Source organism: Saccharothrix sp. BKS2, assembly GCF_047689505.1.
Taxonomy (GTDB): domain Bacteria; phylum Actinomycetota; class Actinomycetes; order Mycobacteriales; family Pseudonocardiaceae; genus Actinosynnema; species Actinosynnema lopnurensis.
This window is the reverse complement of sequence record NZ_JAUQOL010000021.1, coordinates 32,798-50,632: the sequence shown is the minus strand read 5'-3', so window position 1 is coordinate 50,632 and position 17,835 is coordinate 32,798. Positions and strand designations below refer to the sequence as shown.

Here is a 17,835-nt window from a genome sequence, read left to right as displayed (position 1 = left end):
CGATGCTCAGTGACGCGTAGGTTCGCGCGGCATCATCGTTGGAGCCGATGACCAGAGCGAGGGCGCGGTTGAGGCACGGTCGTGGCGGATCTCTCCGACAACTCGTTCGTGGATCCGCCACACCGGCCGATCTCCCGGAACGACGCAGCGGTCTCGGCATCATGGGTGGCTGCCAACCCGCCATAGGGAGCTCGTTGTGATCGTGTCCTCGGTGATGACCGACCATCCTTCTTGGCTGTCGGCAGGCGAGACCGCCTATCGCGTCGTCCGTTCCGGAAGCTCCACCTGGGTGCTGACCTGCACACCCGCAGAGACCGGTGGCAACCGGACGGAGGCACACCCGGTGCAGGGCGAAGAGGGCGCTCCCATGCTCGATGTCGTCGACCCGGAAGGGCTGACCGGCACCGATGAGGTGGTGGACGTGCTGCGCGCTGCCGGCACGGTGGGACGTTGGCGCAACCCGGATCTGTGGGATGCTCTGGCGACGTCAATCGTCCGGCAGGTGATCCGGGCGGGTCAGGCGCGCAAGCTCTACCGGGTGTTCTGCCAGGCGTATGGCGAGGAAATCCGCACGCCCCACGGGCCGGCGTGGTTGTTCCCGACGCCGGAAGCTGTCCTCGCGCTCCCGGACGACGAGTTCACCGCCCTGGGGATGGCGTTCAAGCGCCGTCCGCTGAAGGCTGCGGCCGAGGCGGTGCTGGAGTTCGGCGCGAAGTGGGCCGAACTCGATCCAGCCGTCCTACGTGACGAGGTGCAGAGTGTGCCCCGCATCGGCCCTTGGACCGCGGGTGCGACCGTCGCCGATCTCACCAATGACTACGCGCTGTACCCGTACGCCGATCTGGCGGTGCGTACCTGGGCGGACCGTCTACCGACCGGGCGGACCTGGCCCGACACCGAACCGGAGTTCGCCCGCCTCTGGGCGCGGTTGGCGGGCAAGGACCTGTCCGCCTGGACGCTGCTCACACTCGCATGGGGAGTACGTCATGCCAACACCTCAGGAGCGGTCGCCATCTGACCTGTCCGAACCACTGATCACCGGCGCAGACCGACTTCTGCCCCATGATCAGAAGTCGCTGACCCGGTTCTACCCGCAGGGACCGGACTTCACGGGGCTGGTGCTGCGGTCGATCCGGTTCGAGCGCCGCGGCCCGGGTTGCACGCTGCGCATGGACCTGCCGGTCGCCTCGGACGTGCCCGGCTACAGCCGCGTGCAGGCGCACCTGGGGTTCCTGGCGGTCGACGACGTCCGGCTGTCCGGCGGCGCGGTGCTCCCGGCCACCGTGTCAGTTGAGTTCGCGCAACGGCCGAAGGCGAGGTTGGCGGTGTCGGTGACCGGGGAGTCGCTGCGCCTGACGCTGACGTGCGCCGGGCAGTTCCGCTTCGGCAAGGTCAGCGCCCATGACTCGCCGCCGGACGCGGTGGACGACGGGCCGCACGAGTTCACCAGCAGGCTGGACCGGCGGCTGTACACGGTGGTCCCCGGAGCGGAGGTCGACACCTACCATGAGCACATCTGAGCTGTCGGCGTTCGCGCTGTACGCCCTGCACTGGGACGAACGCGACCAAGCGGTCACCGCGTCCTTCGAAGGGCCGCTGGACGAAACCGCCCGTCGGACGTGGGAGGCGCCGCCCGAGCACGACTGGGTCCGGTTCCACCTCCGGTTCGCCGCGGTCGAGGGCGTGGAGGTGCGCGGCTGGAGCCACCGGCTGCACACCGGGGTGGAGCAGGTGTCGGTGGGGGAGCGGGTGTCGGTCACGGTGACGGGGGAGGGCACCGACGTCCGGTTCACCTCCGCCCCCGCCGTGCGGGTGGGGAGCCGGACGTCCCGGGCCGGGTCGCTCTGACCAGTACGCGCCACGGCACCGAGAGCCGACGCGCGTCGCTTCACAATCGTGAGCTCGGCGTGGAATTATGCCGGTTGTTGCCCTAGAAGATGTCGGTCTGCTGCCAGTCGACGCATGCGGGGCGTTTGCCGGTTCGCATGAACTCGTGCAGGAGTTCGCGGAGCAGGTTCAGCGGCAGGGTGCTTCTTCAGGAAACGCGGTGCGCGTGTCCCTGTCAATGTAGAGCGTCACGCCGCTGGGACCCGGGCTTCTGCCTGCCGGGGCAGAGCGATCCACGCCGTGGTGTCGTCCGCACCACTTGCCACCTCGGCCGGCAGGAAGTCTTTCGCCCCGAACAAGTGGACGGCGGCGACATGGTGCCGGATGTCGAGGTCGAATTTGAGTTGGTGATCGAGCAGCTCGGCAGGGCCGACCGTTGGCCGGTTCTGGGCGTACACCACTGTTGGGTGCGGCTGCCACTTGGCCAGGATATCGGTCAGGACGTCGTCGAGGACGGTTTCGGAGTTGACAGTGAGATGTTCTCAGCGAGTTTCAGGTGAGTCGTCCGTGCTCGAAGTGGGTGAGCACGAGGGCGGCTTTGACGATGTCGTCGATCTTGCGTGGGCTGGTGGTGAAGTGTCGTAGTGCGCGCCAGCATCCGGTGAGCAGCGCGAAGCCTCGTTCACCCAGGCAGCGCAGGCCGCGTAGCAGGGCGTTGTAGGTGCGGTTGTCCGCGTCGGGGCGGGTAAGCAGGCGGCGGGCGGCGGCGAGGAAGGCTTCCTTGTCCGCTCGGGTCTTGGGGCACACCACGCACCACTACTCCGAGTCCGTGGCGAGCCGGAATCGTTCGTCCTCGCGCTTGGTGCGGTCGCGGAACCCCTGGGCCACGGCGTCCAGCTGGGCCGCGGAGTCGGCGGCGAGGTCGCCGGTGTACTCCACTCCGGCCAGCGGGTCGGGTTCGGGTTCGGTGCTGAGCTGGGCGAGCAGGTCGGCCTGCGAGGAAGGAGTGCCTGTGCAGGCCGCTCGGTCGCGTTCAAGTGAAAGCGATGCCCTTCCTTCCGGAGTCGTGCGACGCTCATCATGGATGAGTGCGTGAAGGGGAGGCATGGCAACCAAGTCAAGAACCGGACTCTTGATGCCACTGGTTCTCGTCGCTGCTGGCGCGGTGTTCTGGCCGCAGATCGAGGGCGTTGTTGACGGCGTGCTGGGCACCGTCACCGGTGGCGTTGAGCTGGTAGGTGAGGGCGACGTGAGTTTCATGGTGGCGGCGTCCGCGTCGTCGCAGGTCCACAAGTGCACACCATGGCAAAGCCTTGCCGACGGGGCGTGCGAGGACCTGAAGTTCATCATCCTCGACGCGGCAAAAATGCCGTTCATCACCCGCAACGTCTCGGAGGCGTGGAAATCAGGTAAGGAAGGGGTCCTGACGAAGGATTCGGCGGTTGAACCGCAGAAACGCAAGAAGGTCTGCCTGAAGTTCTTCTCGAGGCCGCACGGGGGCGAGTGCGACGAATACCCCTTCGCCGGCACTCGGCAGGGTGGGCGTGGAGCGCGAGAGATGGAAGTTCCCGCACGTGAGAACCGGTGTCAGGGCGGTACGATCAACGCCCAGCAGGTCGTGCGCGGCATCAACGATGGAGACGACTGCCTCGTGGTCATCACCAGTCCGCAGCAGATCGCCACGGGTGACTACCAGGGTGTTGACATCGCGATCGAGAAAGAGACGTGCGGTTGAGCGACCTCGTGCACGAAGTGGACCTCGAAGTCGAGATCAACCACGGGCAGGTCTACATCTACTCGGACCCGCCGTGGCGCACTGACCCGAACGAGGCCAACGCGATGCCACGCGCTCTGGACGACGCGCAGAACTCAGGTCGGTACGTCGGCCTCTCGTCCGGCCTTGTCGATCTCGTCGTCCCAACCAAGTGGAACTTCAACGCCCCCATGCGGGTCGAGACGTGGACGGCCGAGCCGGCGGCGGACGACGACAACTGGGACAACGTCGTGGACGTCGACCTCGACGTCACCGACGACACTCTCAACTTCCAGGGCTCGGGCGGTCGTCCCCCGATCTCGTGCGAAGTGCCCTCGGGGGCCTACCGCGCCCGCATCGCAGGCCGCGGCTACGACCAGTTGAGGGCCGACGTGGAGGGTGTGGACACCTACCGTCTCCAGTTCTGGCCTCGCGCGTCCGACGGCCCTCCGACGCTCAGGAAGTCCTGGTCGGGGTGGGGCTCCGACTGACCACGGCTGGGATGGCGGGGGTGGGAGTACGGCTCTGTCCAGCGACTTTCGGCGGCCGTAGCGGCTGAGGATGACCGGTTCCGCTGTACCAACCCCAACGGTCCCGGACGGCCGTCAATGGACGCGGGGCTCGTTGTCGCTAGAAGATGTCGATCTGCTGCCAGTCGACACATGTGGGGCGTTTGCCGGTCCGCATGAACTCGTGCAGAAGATCGCGAAGCACACTCAGCGGCAAGGCGGCCTCCGCGGGGAACGCGGTGCGGATGTCCCTGTCGATGTAGAGCGTCACGCCGGTGGGGACTTGGATGTCCGCCTGCCGGGGCAGGGCGATCCATGCCGTGGTGTCGTCCGCCTTGCCTGTCAGGTCGGCTGGTAGGAAGTCTTTCGGGCCGAATAGGTGGACGGCGGCGATGTGGTGCTCGGTGTCGAGGTCGAACTTGAGTTGATGGTCCGGCAATTCCGCCGGTCCGATCGTCGGTCGGTTTTTGGCGTACACCACGGTCGGGTGTGGTTGTGGGTTGGCCAGGATGTCTGTCATGACGTCGTCCAAGGTGATGTCATCGTCCACGGTGACAGGCTCGTCGGCGCGGTTGTCGCCGCTGAAGTAGTAGATGTCGAGTGGGGTCACGACGGGCTCCTTCCGTGGAAGACCCGCGACGTTACCGGGTCGTGGATGACCAAGGTTTGTCCTGGTCGGAGGATGAACGGGACGAGTTTGCGGCAGGAGTACATTCCCTGGCACATTTCGTTGTTAACCATGAGTTCGACGTGGCCCACTCCGCTGTTGCGCTGCCGCCAGGCCACCTTGCCCTCGACGTGCTCGCCCATCGTGACACGTCCTCTGAGGGCTGCCGGGAAGCCGATGCTGCGCAGGTGGCCGGCGACCTGCTGATGTGTGCCGTCGAGTTCTTGGCCGCTCTGGACGAGCTCGGTACTCATACTCGTGGGTACTGCCGACGCCGGCAGCTCTGAGCTGGTCAGTAACCTCTTGGACGAGATCCTCGGCTATCCGCAGTGCCGCCGCCAGTTAGTAGATCTTCTCCGGTGTCGTTTTGAACTGGGCGGCCACGTCCCCCAATGACGCCACGTACTCGTCCCTCCCCGACGGCAATCGCATCGTGGCACCTGCCAGTGCCAGGCGGGATCACCTGAAGGGCTGGGGTTCGAGCCGGTGCTTGAGAGGAAGACCGCACCGGCTACGCCATCCTGCGCCAAGTGCTGTCACCGACGTCGACGACGGCCTTGTCCCAGCGGTCCTGGAGGCACTGGAGCAGTCGGGTGGTGACTTCGGGGGCGACGTGGGAGTAGGTGCGTTGGACGGGGTCTTTGAGGATGTGACCGAGTCGGAGTGATTGGGCGATCTCGGGGATGGTGTCGGCGATCATCCAGGTCTTGTGGCTGTGGCGCAGGCCGTGGAAGGTCAGGCCGGGCTTGATCGGCTGGAGGCGCAGCACGGCGCGGGGTTGGTTGAGGTTGCCGTCGGCGGCGGGGCGCAGAGCGCGTTTGCTGAAGTTGCTGCGGCGCTGGAGCGCGCCCTCGGGAGTGGTGAACACGTGCGGGTGGATGTGGTTGTCCAGGTGTGCCCGCAGAAGTCGAACGAGCGAGGGGTTGAGGGTGATGGTGCGGGCGGAGGCGTCGGTCTTGGGCGGGCCGAGCCAGAGCTTGCCGCCGGCGGATTCGTGCAGGGCTCCGTTCTGGGGGTCGATGATCAGGAAGCCGGTGTCGTCGTCGAACAGGTGCAGGTTGTGGCGTTGCAGGCCGGTGAGTTCGCCCCAGCGGGCACCGGTCCAGCCCGCGGTGACCACGAGCATGGCTCCGACCGGTCCGTAGAAGGCGGCGACCTGGTCGGCGATGCGCAGCACTTCTTCGGGTTGGGCCCAGACCTTCTCGGGGATGCGGGCGACGTGGTTGCGGCGTCCGCGTCGTCGGGGCCGGATGGGGTTGGCGATGATGAGCTTGTCCTCGGCGGCGTCGGTGAGGATCTGGGAGAACAGCTTGACGAACCCGGCAACGGTGACCGGTGACAGGCGTCCGGCGCGCAACTGTTTGGCCCAGGCTTGAACCTTCAGGTTGGTGATGTCCGCTAGAGCGGTGTTGCCCCAGTAAGGCACGATGTGGTTGCGCACGATGCTGCGGTAGTTGTCCTCGGTGCGGGTGTCGACGTCGAGTGCGTCCCACCAGTCGGTGAGCCACTCCTCCACGGTCGTGCGTCCGCCGGTGGGGTCGAGCCAGGTGCCGCGGCGTTGGTCGGATTCGAGGTCGTTGGCGTGGTCCTGGGCGGCTTTCTCGCTCCCGAAGCCGGGGACGGAGCCGATGGTGCCGTCGTCGCGGCGGAACCGGACGCGCCAGTGGTTGTTTCCCGATTGCTCCACCCAGGCCATGTGCGCTGCCCTTTCGTCGGCGGTGGTGTGATGGTCACGGTGTGACAGGAGGATGAACGCTCCAGTGGGCCGAGCAGTGCAAGCACTGCGGCACAAGAACTTCGGTCAGTCCCGAAAGGACCTGCCCCGCCTGGCCGGCGGTCGTGGGGAACGTGCCGGGCGGGCACCGGTTTGGGCGATCGAGGCCAGGTCGTCAAGGGAGAAGCGCAGGTGCTTACCGAGGAAGGTGCACGGGATCTCCCGTCGTCCGGCCTTGCGGCGAAGCCACGACTCGCGGACGGCCAGCAGGGCCGCCGCTTCGGCAGGGGTGTGCAGCAGGCGGTGGGTGTCGGGATCTGGTCGGGACATGGAGCCCTCCGGAGGCAGAGGAGTACGCGGACACTCCAGAACTCCGAAATAAGGGCTGCCTGGGGACACGTGCCGACCGAATTTCTCGACGGCTTCCACCGGACGGGTGACACAGGCAGGCTGACCGGGCAGGTACCAACCTCTTACCGAACTAGTACCGCACCCCATCACCGCTGCTCAGCGGCTTGTGAGAGACAGGAGGTACCCGGCGACGCCGTCTTGGGCCGTTGTGGCTCAGGTTTCGATGCGCCGTCCGAAGCGGTCGAGGTCCAGGCCCCAGGGCTCGGTGCCGGCGGGGTCGTTCGACCTGCCACCGTGGTGGTAGACGTACCAGTCGTCCTCGATCGGGGTCAGGATCAGGCCCTCACCGTCCCAGTGGGTGCCGGGGGAGCGTCCGGGGCACCACAGCAGTCCTGCTTCGCGGGTGGTGGCGGGGTCGCTCGTGCCCATGGTCGTGCAGCCTTGCCAGTGGCCGAGGTGCTCGAACGAGTACAGGCTGGCCGACCACGGCGGGGAGGTCGGGGCTTCGGCGGCCAGCCGCTCCAGGGCCGGCCGGTGCAGCGCGAACGCCACCCGCCCGATCGCGTTCCCCGACGCCACGGCCCAGCTGGTCGCGAAGATGGCCGGCACCACGAGCAACGACCACCACGTGCGAGCGCCCGACCGCGGAGGCGGGAGCGGCTTCACCACGCGCCACGCACCCGCCGCCCAGGCCACGCCCACCGCGAACCAGGCGACGAACGCGGCCGACAGCATGAAGAAGTACCCGCCGGGCGCGCTGACACCGGCGAACAGCAGGCACACCGGCACCACCGTCGCGGCCACCGGCCACCACACCAATCCCCGCCTCGACATCGCCGCCCCCTCGGTCGTAGGTGAGGACGCCCGACGCACTCCTCGGTTCCTGAGGGGCGCTTCTGATCGCGCTGAGACTGACCCTTCAACCTCGGATCAGACGGAATGATCGGCAACGATGACGAGCCCGACCAGCCCCGTCATGACGCCTGCCGCCCGCGCCCCGATGTCGCCTACTTGCTTGTCGGCAAGTGAGTCTGGGATACCAGCGGATCCCCTGACAGGCCCTTGACCAGGGACTTAGCGAGGTGAAGGGGGTGGCGTTCTAACAGGATCCCCAACCTGATCCCCAATGTGATCCCCTATATGAACCCCCAACGGAAGTCACCGTACGTGCTTTTGATCTCCGGAACGAATGCTGTCCGTGACAGATTGACGGTGTGCTCACCAGTTGTCGGAAGGTGGCGCGCCCGGCTGAGTGATCATGAACAGGTCGTCGAACCGCATCGGGCTGAGCGCCTTCAGCGCCCCGCCGATGAACGCCGGACCGGGGTGGAGGTCTCCCTTGCGCACCCGCATCACGGTGGACCGGTCGATCTTCATCGCCCTGGCCAGCGCGTAGTCGGAACTGAAGCCCGCCCGTCGTGCGGCGGTCTCGAAGGCCAGGGCACGGAGCCTGATCGTGTACGACATCGTGAGTCGGTCCCGAAGACGGAGGTCAATCCCGAGGGGCAGGGCTGTCGCTCTCGGCCTCACCGGCCAGTCGGTTCATGCACACCGACGCCCGTTGAGCGATCAGCCAGCGCGACTGCCGGGCGTCGAGCGCGAGGCGGTCCAGCACCTCGAACTTCTCCTGGTAGGCGCGGACGGCGGTCTCGTCGTCGATGAACGCGGTCGCGACGTCGAGTTCCACGTACGCCACCGGCGTCGACGGCTGGGGCAGCACCGCCAGGCTCACCCCGTGGGCCAAGGCCGGGTGGCCGTCGACCAGGTTCGGCAACACGCGCACGGTGACGTCGTCGCGTCGGCTGAGCATCTCCAGGTGCACGGCCTGCTCGTGTGCCTCGGCCAACCCGCCGAACTCGGTCTCCAGGACGGCCTGCCGCAGGTAGAACACCCAGGTCGGCGTGGAGAACTTGTTCAAGACCTTCTGCCGCGCCATACGGGCGCGAACAGCCCGGTCGACCGGCGTGGAAACCCCCTCGGTCGCCTGTGCCCGTACGTATCCGGCGGTCTGGAGGAGTGGCGGAACACGCAGCGGCTCGTAGCACTGCACCCGCACCGCCAACCGTTCGTGCACGGCGACCCCGGCCAACTCGTCGGACGCGGCGTCGCCGTGCAGCCGCAGGTAGGCATGGACATCCAGGGACAGCAGCCGGCGTATGCGAGTCAGGGTGTCCTGGTCCGTGCCGCAGGCCGTGAGCAGCGAGGCGGCGTCCCACTCGGTGATGCCGCGCGTTCCCGCCTCCAACTTGGCGATCTTCGGTATGGACCAACCCAACCGGCCGGCCAATTGCCGAGCCGACGCCCCGGAACGCGCCCGGCGCAGCTCCTCCCCGAGTTCACGACTGTGCGCGCTTGCCGTCCGTGGCTGCGGCGGCGGCACATCCCGCGGTTCGGTCATGTCGGTGTTCATGTCACCTTCTGCTTGTAGATCGGGATGCCCTCATGGGCACGCCATGCGCGGTCACAGGTCATACAGGTGGGCCAGCACCAGTCAGGGCACCGAGGCAGCGGCAGGTGCGGCACCGTCACCGCCACCCCGCACAACGTCTGCCCCTCCTCATGGGCGGCGAGCTGATCCGGAATCGCGTGCCGACGACCGTCGTGCGGCAGCCAGCGGAACGGCCGGATGCCCATCACGCCCACCCCGACCATCGCCCGAACGCACTTCCGCAGGTTGTGGCCACCACCGTCACCACCTCGTTCGCGGTCGCCGGACGGCACCCGGCATCGGTGCCCTGCCGAAGCGTTCCGTCCGGCGGTGCAGGCCACATGACGTGGAATCGCATACCCGATATGCGCTGCGGCGCATGACGGACCAGCGGTTATAGGCGTAACGTGGTCGTGTTTGCACGGAGCGTCAACATGGGTGGGAGCAGGGGCGGATGGCAACGCACGAGCAGGTACGCCGGTGCCGCTGCGGCACCCGACTGGCTCGTGACAACCGCGGAACCCTCTGCCACGCCTGCACCAAGACCGCGCGCAACCACCTGATCGAACCGCCACGCGTGCCGCCCGAGTTCTGGCACACCTCCGAGATGCGGCAAGCGCTAGCCACCTGCGACATGGGCGTCGTCATGCGGGCCTTCCGCACCCGCCACCTCCACGGACGCCCCATCCCGCAGCAGACCGCGGCCGCCTGGGTAGGCATCACCCAGACCCGGCTGAGCCGCATCGAGAACGGTGAGCAGATCACCAACCTCAACAAGCTCGCACGTTGGGCGCACGTTCTGGGCATCCCCGCGGACCTGCTGTGGTTCCGGATGCCGGGTGCGTCGGCACCATCCGGTGACGCGGCTGCGGTGACGAGCAGCGGACTCGGTGCCCTCTTCGACGAGGAACCCCATCGCGGTGACACGTCGAGTCCGGATTTGGCCCTAGCCTCGGATCGGGATGCCATGAGTCCGCTCAGCCGTCGTTCCCTGTTCAGCCGCGGAATCGCCTTCGCCCTGCCCGCCCTCAACCCCGAAGAGACCGAACACTTCGCCAAAGCACTCGCCGACGCCCGCCGCTACCTCGACGGCGACGTCGTGGAGTACTTCAGCCGACAGATCAGCGCCGTGATGGCGTACGGCCGCGTCGCCGGGGCCAAGAAGACGATGCCGATCATGCTGGGTCTCCTGGGAGCGATCGAGCGCAACGCCTGTGACGTCAAGCCCGAGTTCCGGGGTCCGCTGCTGTCGGTGGGTGCCCAGGCGACGGACCAGTGCGGTTGGCTGTACCGCGAACTCCGCGAACCGGCCCTCACGACGTTCTGGCTCGATCGGGGCATGGAGTGGGCGCAGGAAGCAGGCGACACCACGGTTCAGGGCTACCTGCTGCTCAAGAAGTCCCAACTGGCCTACGACCAACGTGACGCGCTGCGCGTGCTCACCTTCGCCCAGGCCGCAGCGCGGGGACCGTGGCTGATGCCCGACAAGGTCCGCGCCGAAGTCGCCCAGCAGGAAGCCCTCGGCATGGCCATGTGCGGCGAACCCCACCACGACGTCGAGCGCAAACTCGACCAAGCGCACCAGATCTTCGACGCGGCCGCCGACGAGCAGCAGTACGGCCTCCTGGGGGCCTTCTACACCGAGCACATCCGACTGGCGCACAACGCCAGCTGCTACATCGAGGCAGGCCAACCCGCCCGGGCTGCGGAGACCTACAGCGAAGTACTGGCCGACGGCGGTCTGCCCGAACGAGACGCCGCCCTGCACCGGGCACGCCGAGCACTTGCACTGGCGCAGAGCGGCGAGCCCGACGAGGCGGCCGCGGTCGCCTTCACATCAGTCCAGGTTGCCAAGGCCATGCATTCACAACGCACCCTTGCAACCCTCGAAGAAGTGGTACGGATTCTCCGCCCGTGGCGCGACCGTCCCGCACCGCGCGAGCTGCGCGAAGCACTTCTTGTTTGATGCTTCCGGGCTCAGTGCGGGTTGTCTCCCGTTAGAGTGGAGTGCTGCTTGCGCTTCGGACGACCGGCGTGGAAACCATGCGGTCTCGACTTCCGAAAAAGGTCTCCACGTGTCGTGGGGAACTCCGTACCCAACCGCTCGGCAGAGTGGTTCGCCGAAATCGGATCGCCGTCCCTGCGCACCCACAAGGGGGCGGTGTCCCATTCTGGTGTCAGCCGAACCCGGGCCGCCCCACTCATCGTCCCATTCCCGGCAGTTCGGATCCGTCTCGACCCACGCGTTGCGTCGCGCGCGTGGTCGAACGCATTGTCGGCGCTGCGCATGTCGGCGCCCACGACGTAGCCCTTGTTGCGCACCGGCACCGACACGTAGTGCGTCTGGCCACCGTGCTCACTCCTCAAGTCCTGGACCTCTATCACGTGTTAGTGCCGCTCCCCAGGGACAACCTCGAACGTCACCGGACCTCCCCCGCTCCGCTGGCGGTACGGCCAGGGATCTTGTACGTGGCAGGAGGACGAGTGCTCCCGAAGGCGAGAGCGTGTAGCTCGATCGGTCGTATTGGCCCGGCATGTCCGATCGAACGGCTCTTGACGTCCACCGACAGTGCTTCTTCCCTATTTTTCGGATTACCCGTCGGCTGTACAGACAGTAAAACTCGTTGTCGGTTTTCCTGGATGTCTTGGTCTTTCCCAGCATGACGGGAGCAGGCGATGCCCACTCGTCGAACGCCACGTCCCGAGGCCGACTCCCTCGACTTCGACAAGGTCATCGCCGCGTTCGGCCGCGAAGTGACCAAGAAGCTCCGCACCCGCGAGGGGTCGCCCGAGGACCACCTGCGCGGGCCTTTCGAACACATGGTGTCCAAGATCGTCGACAGCCTGTCCCTATCGGTCACGATGATCGGCGAGACGCGCCTGCCCGACCTGTCCGTCCGCCCCGACTACGCGGTCGAGGTCGACAACGCCCGCATCGGGTACGTCGAGTTGAAGAGACCCGGCTACGGCACACCGGAGAGTTGGACCGCCCCCACCAAGCACGACCTCAGGCAGTGGGAGGCGCTGCGCCGGTTGCCCAACGTCCTGTACACGGACGGTGAGAGCTTCGCCCGCTACACCTACGGCAAGCTCCGGGGCAGGGTGGCCCGCCTCGAACCCGGCCTTGACCAGGCGGGCGGCAAGCTGCACGCGGTCGGCATGGACTTCGCCCAGGTGATGACCGGCTTCCTGCTCTGGCAGCCCCAACCACCGCACTCCCTGGACGACATGGTGCGCGTGATCGCCAACCTGTGCCGCCTGCTGCGTGACGACGTCACGGCGGAACTGGCGCGCGAGCAGTCCGGCCAGTCGACCAGCGGCACGTTCAGCGGGCTCGCGATGGACTGGCGCCAAGCCCTGTTCCCGAGCTTGACGGACCAGGAGTTCGCCGACCAGTACTCCCAGACGGTGACCTTCGCCCTCCTGCTCGCCCGAGTGGAAGGGGTGGACTTCAACGGCAAGGCGATCCGCGAGATCGCCAGGCTGCTGGGCAAGAAGCACTCGTTGATGGGCCGAGCCCTCACCGTCCTCACCGACCAACCCGAAGAGGAGCACAGCGTCGCGCTGACCACCATGCTCCGAGTGCTGGAGGTGGTCGACTGGGCGCAGTTCCCCGACGACTCCTACGCGACGCTCTACGAGAGCTTCCTGTCCGAGTACGACCCGGAGCTGCGCAAGAAGAGCGGCGTGTACTACACCCCTGCGGAACTGGTCGTCTTCACCACCCGGTTCGTCGACGAGGTACTGCGCTCCCACCTCGGTCGCGGTAGGGGCTTCGCGGAACGCGACGTCATCGTGGTCGATCCGGCGATGGGCACCGGCAGCTTCCTCGCCGAAGTCGTCAACACCGTGGCGCACACCGTCGAAGCCGAGGAGGGACCGGGCGCTGTCGCACCCCACCTGCGCGAGTTCTCGGACCGCCTGATCGGCTTCGAGAACCAGGCCGCCCCCTACGCCGTCGCCGAACTGCGCATCCACAGCCTCCTCAAAAAACGGCACCAGGCCGAAGCCCCGGCCAAGGAGCGCCGCTTCCTCGCCGACACCCTGGACGACCCCCGCGTGCAGATCCTCCAGATGGGCAGCATGTACGGGGCGATGGAGAAATCGCGGCGCGGGGCGAACCGGGTCAAGCAGGAGGAGCCGGTCATGGTGGTGATCGGCAACCCGCCGTACGTCGACAAGGTGCGCGGCACGGCGCCGTGGATCGAGGGAAAGTCGGACAGCAGGGTCGCGGTCCCCAGCCTCGACGCGTTCCGCACACCCGGTCAAGGCAGCCGCGAGTACACGCTGCACAACAAGTACGTCTACTTCTGGCGCTGGGCCACCTGGAAGGTCTTCGACGCCCACCCCCAGCACCCCGCGGGCATCGTCGCGTTCGTCTGCTCCGCGGGCTTCACCACGTCCCCCGGACTCGCCGGCATGCGCCGCTACCTGCGAGAGACCGCCGACGAGGGATGGATCATCGACCTGACCCCGGAGGGGCACCAACCGCCGGTCAACACCCGGTTCTTCCGGGACAACCAGCAGCCCATCTGCGTAGCCGTCTTCGTCCGTCGCGGCCAGGTCGACACCACCACACCGGCGCGCATCCACCGGACCTCGGTCACCGGCACCGTCGCCGACAAGGTCGCGGCACTCGGCACCCTGCACGCGGACTCACCCGAGTGGCAGCAGTGCTCCGACGGCTGGCACGACCCGTTCCAGCCGGCCAGCCGCACCCAGTGGCTGTCCATGCCGGCCATGACCGACCTCATGCCGTGGGCGTCTCCCGGCGTCAAGCCCAATCGCACCTGGGTCTACGCACCCGACGAGGACACACTCGCCCAACGCTGGCACCGGCTGACCTCAGCGCCCGCGGTGACGAAACCCGTCCTCTTCCAGGAGAGTCGCGACGCCAACCTGCGGCGGGTCAACCCGCCACTCCCGGGCTTCCCGCACAGCAACGTCGCCTTCGCCCACGAACAAGGCGACATGCCGCCACCGATCCGCGTGGGATTCCGAGCTTTCGACCGGCAGTGGCTGATCCCCGACTCCAGGCTGATCGCCACGCCCAGGGCGATGCTCTGGTCCGCACTCGGCAGCGAGCAGATCTTCGTCGTGGAACAGCACGCACAGCCGATCGACACCGGACCGGCGCTCGTGTTCACCTCACTGCTGCCCGACATGCACCACCACTCGGGCAGGGGCGGCCGGGCACTGCCCCTGTACGCAGACGCCGAAGCAGCCCGCCCCAACATCACCCCAGGACTGCTCACCCATCTGACGGAGCAACTCGGCAAGCACATCAGCGCAACCGACCTGATCGCCTACCTCGCCGCCGTCACCGCCCACCCCGGCTTCACCCGGCACTTCGCCGCAGACCTGACGACCCCCGGTGTCCGCATCCCCCTGACCCGAGACCCGCACCTGTGGGCTGAGGCCATCCGCGTCGGGGAAGAAGCCGTCTGGCTGCACACCTACGGCGAGCGCTTCGTCGACCCCGCCGCGGACCGCCCGGCCGGGCCACCGCGCAACACCCGTGAACGACCACTGATCCAGGTCGCGATCCCGGACACCGAGTCCGACATGCCGGACCGCATGACCTACGACGAGGACACCAGGACACTGCACGTCGGCTCCGGCAGCGTCGCCCCGGTCGCCCCCGAGGTGTGGAACTACGAGGTCGCCGGCATGAGGGTGCTCAAGCACTGGTTCGGCTACCGCAAGAAGAACCCGTCCGGCAACCGCAAGTCCCCGCTCGACGCCATCGTCCCAACCACCTGGACGCCGTCGGCCACCACCGAACTGCTCGACCTCATCCACGTGCTCGGACGACTCGTGGCGCTCGAACCGCTTCAGGACCAGTTGCTCCGCCGCATCCTCGAAAGCCCACTGATCACGGTCGAGGACCTGACGAGCGCTGGCGTCCTGCCGGTGTCGCCCGCAGCGAAGAAACCGACGAAGGAGGACACCCAGCCGGACCTGTTCTCCTAAGAGTCCGATCCCACGGCAGCGGGCTGGTGGCTACGACACCGTGCGGACCGCGGCCACGAGGTGCGCCAGGTCGACCTCCAACCGACCAGCGAGCTGGCTCACTTGAGGCGGAGCGGAGTCCAGCGGGTGCTGGCTCACCGCAGGTGGGAGCCCTTCCGGGTTGCCGAGTAGTGACAGCGGGGTGCCGAGTGGCGAGAGCTGGTAGACACGCCACCTGGGTGCGGTGGACTCGGCGAAGAAGAGCGTGGCGCCGTCGCGGAGAACCAGAGCGGTCCGGCCGGCATTGCGGGCGAGGACGGCGGACTGCTTCCCCGCCACGGTCGTCGCATGGGCGGCGGTGCGTCGCGGGTTGCGGAATTCGCCGTCCACCACCCAGACGCCGTCCATCAGCCGTGCGGGCAACCCGGCCTGCGCGAAGGCTGCCCGGAGTTCGGCTCGGGGATCGTCGACGACTGCTTCGGCGAGGTGGATGATCTCGTCCACCTCTGATTCGGACACCACTCTGGCGTGTGCCTGGGCGGCGCGGTGGAGGTATTCCACCGCGAGTCGGCGGTCGGCGAACGCCACGGACTCGCGCGCAACCTCCCAAGCGGCTTTGGCGATGATGTCGTGTTCACTTCCGCCGTGCGGCGAGGCGTCTTGGAAGAGCAGGGCGAGGCATACCGCGGTCAGCGAGCACTGGTAGGAGATGGTGCGGCCGGGGAGCGCATCCGTCTCGTCGTCATCGGGCAGCAGGGCGTGAACGAGGTCTCGGACCTCCGTCCGCCAGCTCTCCTCCGTGCCCCACACGCCTGCGGCGAGGAGGTCCAGGTAGAGGAGGACGACGGTCATCCGCAGTTCCAGCGGTGGACGGGCGGGACGGGACACCGCTTTGACCCACCGCGTCGCCCAGGTCCGCAGCTTGCGGTGTTCGGACGGCGGGATGGTCCGGTGCTCCGAGTCGGGCTCGATCTCGGTGTCCACGACATCCTCGTCCTCGCCGTCGGCGAGTTCGGTGTCATCCGGGTCTGCTCCGACCGTCCATCTGGTGACCGTGCCGTCGGGCAGCCGCAGAGAGGAGGGGAAGACGAGACCGGTCAGTGAAGGACCGAGCATCCCCTCCACGTGGTGCAGCCACGCACCCCAGCGGTCTTCGGAGGAGGCGACTTCGACTGCGGACGGTTGCGTTCGCAGGGCGGAGGTGCCGGTGGGCGGCCGCTGCGACACCTGGCTGAGCAGGCGCAGGAGGTCGGCGTTGAAGCGGGCGGCCAGCGCCGGGTCGGTGATGGTCTTGTCCAGCTCGTAGTCACGGACGAGACGGGGCCGGTCCTGTTCGTCCTCGCGCGGCAGACAGCGCACGGGGTCCGTGAGGTACACCGCAGAGGACACGACGCGCTCACCCGAGACCTCCACCCACGCGCGCACAGCGCCGCCGAGCTGTTCCGGCGCCGGGAACCGCAGGGTTGCCGAAGTCTCCCCGGTGGGGCGCCAGACGTGAAACGCCGTCCAAGTCCCCGGGGTTCCGTCAGGAGAGGACTCGATGGTGATCGGCTCGCGGGCGGTGGTCGTCAGTTCCACGACCAGGTCCTGCTCTTGGCGTCGCGCCTCCAGCAGGACCAGCGTGACCGCGCGTCGAGGTTGTGTTGCCAATGCGTGCGCCTTGTTGGGCGGGATCGTGATCGCCGCGGTGCCCTCCGGCAGCAGGCTGTCGGGGACGGGCGCGAGAGCGACCAGTTCGCAGTTGCCGCCTGCGGCAGTGGTGCTCAGCATCGCGGCCGCTGTGCAGTTCGCGCTGCCCACCAACGCCGTGGTGGCCCCGTCGGCAACCCACTCCACGAGCTTGCCGTGATAGGTGCGACTTTCGTCGAGCAACCGGAAGCCGGCCGTCGGCACGGTCGCCGCGACCCCTGCCAGGGCAGCGGCGTCGTACTGCGACAACGTCGGTTGCAGGGCCATGTCCAGTGCGGCGGGGGAGAACCGGTCGACCAGCGCCCGCAGGGCCGCGCCACGCGGGTCGAAGAACGGCGAGCTGACCCGCAGCGCGTCCACGGGCCCCGTCGGCAGCCGGCTGAGGATCGGCTGTCGCAGGTTGCCGAAGATCCGCAGGTCCGGAAGCGAGTCGTCAACCTCGTCGGGGGCCACGTAGCCGCCCACGCGAACGACCGCGTCCGCGATCCACGTGGGCATCGCGACCACCTCGGGCAGATCGACCAACCAGGCGGCGAGGTCGCGTTGCGCGGCCGGTCCCTGCCGCGTCGACGTGCGCAGCACCAGCCAGAGCTCCTGGTTGTGCCCCCACCCGGACCACGTGGGGTTGCCCGAGCCGATCGCCGCCCACACGTCGTCATCGCCGACCAGGACGACGAGCTTGGGGTGGAACGCCCCGGCGCACGCCGCGTGGCCGTGCTGGTAGGTCCTGCCCGCGTACCGGACGTCGACCGGCTCGTGCACGGCCTGCCCCGCGTCCCCGAGAACGGTGATGCGAGCGCCCAGGGCACGCGCGGTGGGAACGCAGTGGCGTTCCAGGAAGACCAGGTCGTGCGTGAAGCCGGTGATGAGGACTTCGCGCAAGCGAGCACCGTCCGATCGGTCACGCCATTCGCGCAGCAGGGTCAAGGGGGAGTGGAACTCGTG

The 17,835-nt window shown here is 67.7% G+C and carries 20 protein-coding genes; 7 read left to right on the top strand and 13 right to left on the bottom strand.

Annotated elements, in window-relative coordinates:
• Positions 1 to 196 precede the first annotated feature (196 nt).
• The 3 genes from Q5530_RS33795 to Q5530_RS33785 are packed head-to-tail and all read left to right on the top strand — an operon-like array spanning position 197 to position 1,848.
• Entirely contained in the window at positions 197 to 1,018 is an 822-nt protein-coding gene (locus tag Q5530_RS33795) for a DNA-3-methyladenine glycosylase family protein (protein ID WP_415366876.1), read from the top strand.
• Positions 987 to 1,520, top strand: a complete 534-nt coding sequence (locus Q5530_RS33790) for a hypothetical protein (protein ID WP_415366875.1) — start codon at positions 987 to 989, stop codon at positions 1,518 to 1,520. Before Q5530_RS33795 ends, Q5530_RS33790 begins: the two co-directional genes overlap by 32 nt.
• Positions 1,507 to 1,848 (top strand): hypothetical protein, encoded by a 342-nt coding sequence (locus Q5530_RS33785; protein WP_415366874.1) that lies wholly within the window; start codon positions 1,507 to 1,509, stop codon positions 1,846 to 1,848. The genes Q5530_RS33790 and Q5530_RS33785 overlap by 14 nt, the downstream gene beginning before the upstream one ends.
• 82 nt (positions 1,849 to 1,930) lie before the next feature.
• Here the strand turns inward: Q5530_RS33785 and Q5530_RS33780 are convergent, their stop codons facing one another.
• The 4 genes from Q5530_RS33780 to Q5530_RS33765 form a co-directional block, all read right to left on the bottom strand.
• Positions 1,931 to 2,020: an Imm1 family immunity protein gene (locus tag Q5530_RS33780; RefSeq protein ID WP_415366925.1), complete on the bottom strand. Its 90-nt coding sequence runs from the start codon at positions 2,018 to 2,020 to the stop codon at positions 1,931 to 1,933.
• Positions 2,021 to 2,075: 55 nt separating this feature from the next.
• Positions 2,076 to 2,285, bottom strand: coding sequence for a hypothetical protein (locus Q5530_RS33775; RefSeq protein WP_415366873.1), 210 nt, complete (start codon positions 2,283 to 2,285; stop codon positions 2,076 to 2,078).
• A gap of 94 nt (positions 2,286 to 2,379) precedes the next feature.
• Complete coding sequence (locus tag Q5530_RS33770; protein WP_415366872.1) at positions 2,380 to 2,637, bottom strand: transposase family protein; 258 nt, start codon at positions 2,635 to 2,637, stop codon at positions 2,380 to 2,382.
• 6 nt (positions 2,638 to 2,643) lie between these two features.
• Entirely contained in the window at positions 2,644 to 2,766 is a 123-nt protein-coding gene (locus Q5530_RS33765; RefSeq protein WP_415366871.1) for a hypothetical protein, read from the bottom strand.
• Positions 2,767 to 2,962: 196 nt separating this feature from the next.
• On the opposite strand from Q5530_RS33765, the gene Q5530_RS33760 reads away from it, so the two are divergent.
• Both Q5530_RS33760 and Q5530_RS33755 read left to right on the top strand, forming a co-directional pair.
• Positions 2,963 to 3,562, top strand: coding sequence for a NucA/NucB deoxyribonuclease domain-containing protein (locus Q5530_RS33760; RefSeq protein ID WP_415366870.1), 600 nt, complete (start codon positions 2,963 to 2,965; stop codon positions 3,560 to 3,562).
• Positions 3,559 to 4,071, top strand: coding sequence for a hypothetical protein (locus tag Q5530_RS33755; RefSeq protein WP_415366869.1), 513 nt, complete (start codon positions 3,559 to 3,561; stop codon positions 4,069 to 4,071). Before Q5530_RS33760 ends, Q5530_RS33755 begins: the two co-directional genes overlap by 4 nt.
• A gap of 139 nt (positions 4,072 to 4,210) precedes the next feature.
• Here the strand turns inward: Q5530_RS33755 and Q5530_RS33750 are convergent, their stop codons facing one another.
• From Q5530_RS33750 to Q5530_RS33715, 8 genes are all read right to left on the bottom strand, one after another.
• On the bottom strand, positions 4,211 to 4,699 hold the full coding sequence (locus Q5530_RS33750; RefSeq protein WP_415366868.1) for an Imm1 family immunity protein: 489 nt from the start codon (positions 4,697 to 4,699) through the stop codon (positions 4,211 to 4,213).
• Positions 4,696 to 5,010: a DddA-like double-stranded DNA deaminase toxin gene (locus Q5530_RS33745; protein WP_415366867.1), complete on the bottom strand. Its 315-nt coding sequence runs from the start codon at positions 5,008 to 5,010 to the stop codon at positions 4,696 to 4,698. Before Q5530_RS33745 ends, Q5530_RS33750 begins: the two co-directional genes overlap by 4 nt.
• A 257-nt stretch (positions 5,011 to 5,267) precedes the next feature.
• On the bottom strand, positions 5,268 to 6,452 hold the full coding sequence (locus Q5530_RS33740) for a tyrosine-type recombinase/integrase (protein WP_415366866.1): 1,185 nt from the start codon (positions 6,450 to 6,452) through the stop codon (positions 5,268 to 5,270).
• Positions 6,453 to 6,557: 105 nt separating this feature from the next.
• A complete protein-coding gene (locus tag Q5530_RS33735) occupies positions 6,558 to 6,800 on the bottom strand; it encodes a helix-turn-helix domain-containing protein (protein WP_415366864.1) in 243 nt (80 codons plus the stop codon).
• Between the two features lie 234 nt (positions 6,801 to 7,034).
• Entirely contained in the window at positions 7,035 to 7,655 is a 621-nt protein-coding gene (locus Q5530_RS33730; RefSeq protein WP_415366863.1) for a hypothetical protein, read from the bottom strand.
• Between the two features lie 384 nt (positions 7,656 to 8,039).
• Positions 8,040 to 8,288 carry a transcriptional regulator gene (locus Q5530_RS33725; RefSeq protein ID WP_415366862.1) on the bottom strand — a complete coding sequence of 83 codons (249 nt, stop codon included), beginning with the start codon at positions 8,286 to 8,288 and terminating at the stop codon, positions 8,040 to 8,042.
• 25 nt (positions 8,289 to 8,313) lie between these two features.
• Positions 8,314 to 9,231 (bottom strand): helix-turn-helix domain-containing protein, encoded by a 918-nt coding sequence (locus Q5530_RS33720; RefSeq protein WP_415366861.1) that lies wholly within the window; start codon positions 9,229 to 9,231, stop codon positions 8,314 to 8,316.
• The gene (locus Q5530_RS33715) at positions 9,228 to 9,473 is read right to left on the bottom strand and encodes a zinc finger protein (RefSeq protein WP_415366860.1); all 246 of its coding nucleotides are present in this window, start codon (positions 9,471 to 9,473) and stop codon (positions 9,228 to 9,230) included. Before Q5530_RS33715 ends, Q5530_RS33720 begins: the two co-directional genes overlap by 4 nt.
• Positions 9,474 to 9,703: 230 nt before the next feature.
• Here Q5530_RS33715 and Q5530_RS33710 point away from each other — a divergent pair, with 230 nt between their 5' ends.
• Together Q5530_RS33710 and Q5530_RS33705 are read left to right on the top strand one after the other, a co-directional pair.
• On the top strand, positions 9,704 to 11,215 hold the full coding sequence (locus Q5530_RS33710; protein WP_415366859.1) for a helix-turn-helix domain-containing protein: 1,512 nt from the start codon (positions 9,704 to 9,706) through the stop codon (positions 11,213 to 11,215).
• A gap of 710 nt (positions 11,216 to 11,925) precedes the next feature.
• Complete coding sequence (locus Q5530_RS33705) at positions 11,926 to 15,222, top strand: type ISP restriction/modification enzyme (RefSeq protein WP_415366857.1); 3,297 nt, start codon at positions 11,926 to 11,928, stop codon at positions 15,220 to 15,222.
• A gap of 30 nt (positions 15,223 to 15,252) precedes the next feature.
• Here the strand turns inward: Q5530_RS33705 and Q5530_RS33700 are convergent, their stop codons facing one another.
• Complete coding sequence (locus tag Q5530_RS33700) at positions 15,253 to 17,817, bottom strand: hypothetical protein (RefSeq protein WP_415366856.1); 2,565 nt, start codon at positions 17,815 to 17,817, stop codon at positions 15,253 to 15,255.
• Positions 17,818 to 17,835: the final 18 nt, after the last annotated feature.

Coding starts and splice junctions, on each gene's coding strand:
- Q5530_RS33760 (WP_415366870.1), top strand. CDS start 2,963: ATGCCACTGGTTCTCGTCGCTGCTGGCGCGGTGTTCTGGCCGCAGATC.
- Q5530_RS33790 (WP_415366875.1), top strand. CDS start 987: ATGCCAACACCTCAGGAGCGGTCGCCATCTGACCTGTCCGAACCACTG.
- Q5530_RS33740 (WP_415366866.1), bottom strand. CDS start 6,452: ATGGCCTGGGTGGAGCAATCGGGAAACAACCACTGGCGCGTCCGGTTC.
- Q5530_RS33715 (WP_415366860.1), bottom strand. CDS start 9,473: ATGGTCGGGGTGGGCGTGATGGGCATCCGGCCGTTCCGCTGGCTGCCG.
- Q5530_RS33725 (WP_415366862.1), bottom strand. CDS start 8,288: ATGTCGTACACGATCAGGCTCCGTGCCCTGGCCTTCGAGACCGCCGCA.
- Q5530_RS33720 (WP_415366861.1), bottom strand. CDS start 9,231: ATGAACACCGACATGACCGAACCGCGGGATGTGCCGCCGCCGCAGCCA.
- Q5530_RS33745 (WP_415366867.1), bottom strand. CDS start 5,010: ATGAGTACCGAGCTCGTCCAGAGCGGCCAAGAACTCGACGGCACACAT.
- Q5530_RS33785 (WP_415366874.1), top strand. CDS start 1,507: ATGAGCACATCTGAGCTGTCGGCGTTCGCGCTGTACGCCCTGCACTGG.
- Q5530_RS33735 (WP_415366864.1), bottom strand. CDS start 6,800: ATGTCCCGACCAGATCCCGACACCCACCGCCTGCTGCACACCCCTGCC.
- Q5530_RS33710 (WP_415366859.1), top strand. CDS start 9,704: ATGGCAACGCACGAGCAGGTACGCCGGTGCCGCTGCGGCACCCGACTG.
- Q5530_RS33705 (WP_415366857.1), top strand. CDS start 11,926: ATGCCCACTCGTCGAACGCCACGTCCCGAGGCCGACTCCCTCGACTTC.
- Q5530_RS33730 (WP_415366863.1), bottom strand. CDS start 7,655: ATGTCGAGGCGGGGATTGGTGTGGTGGCCGGTGGCCGCGACGGTGGTG.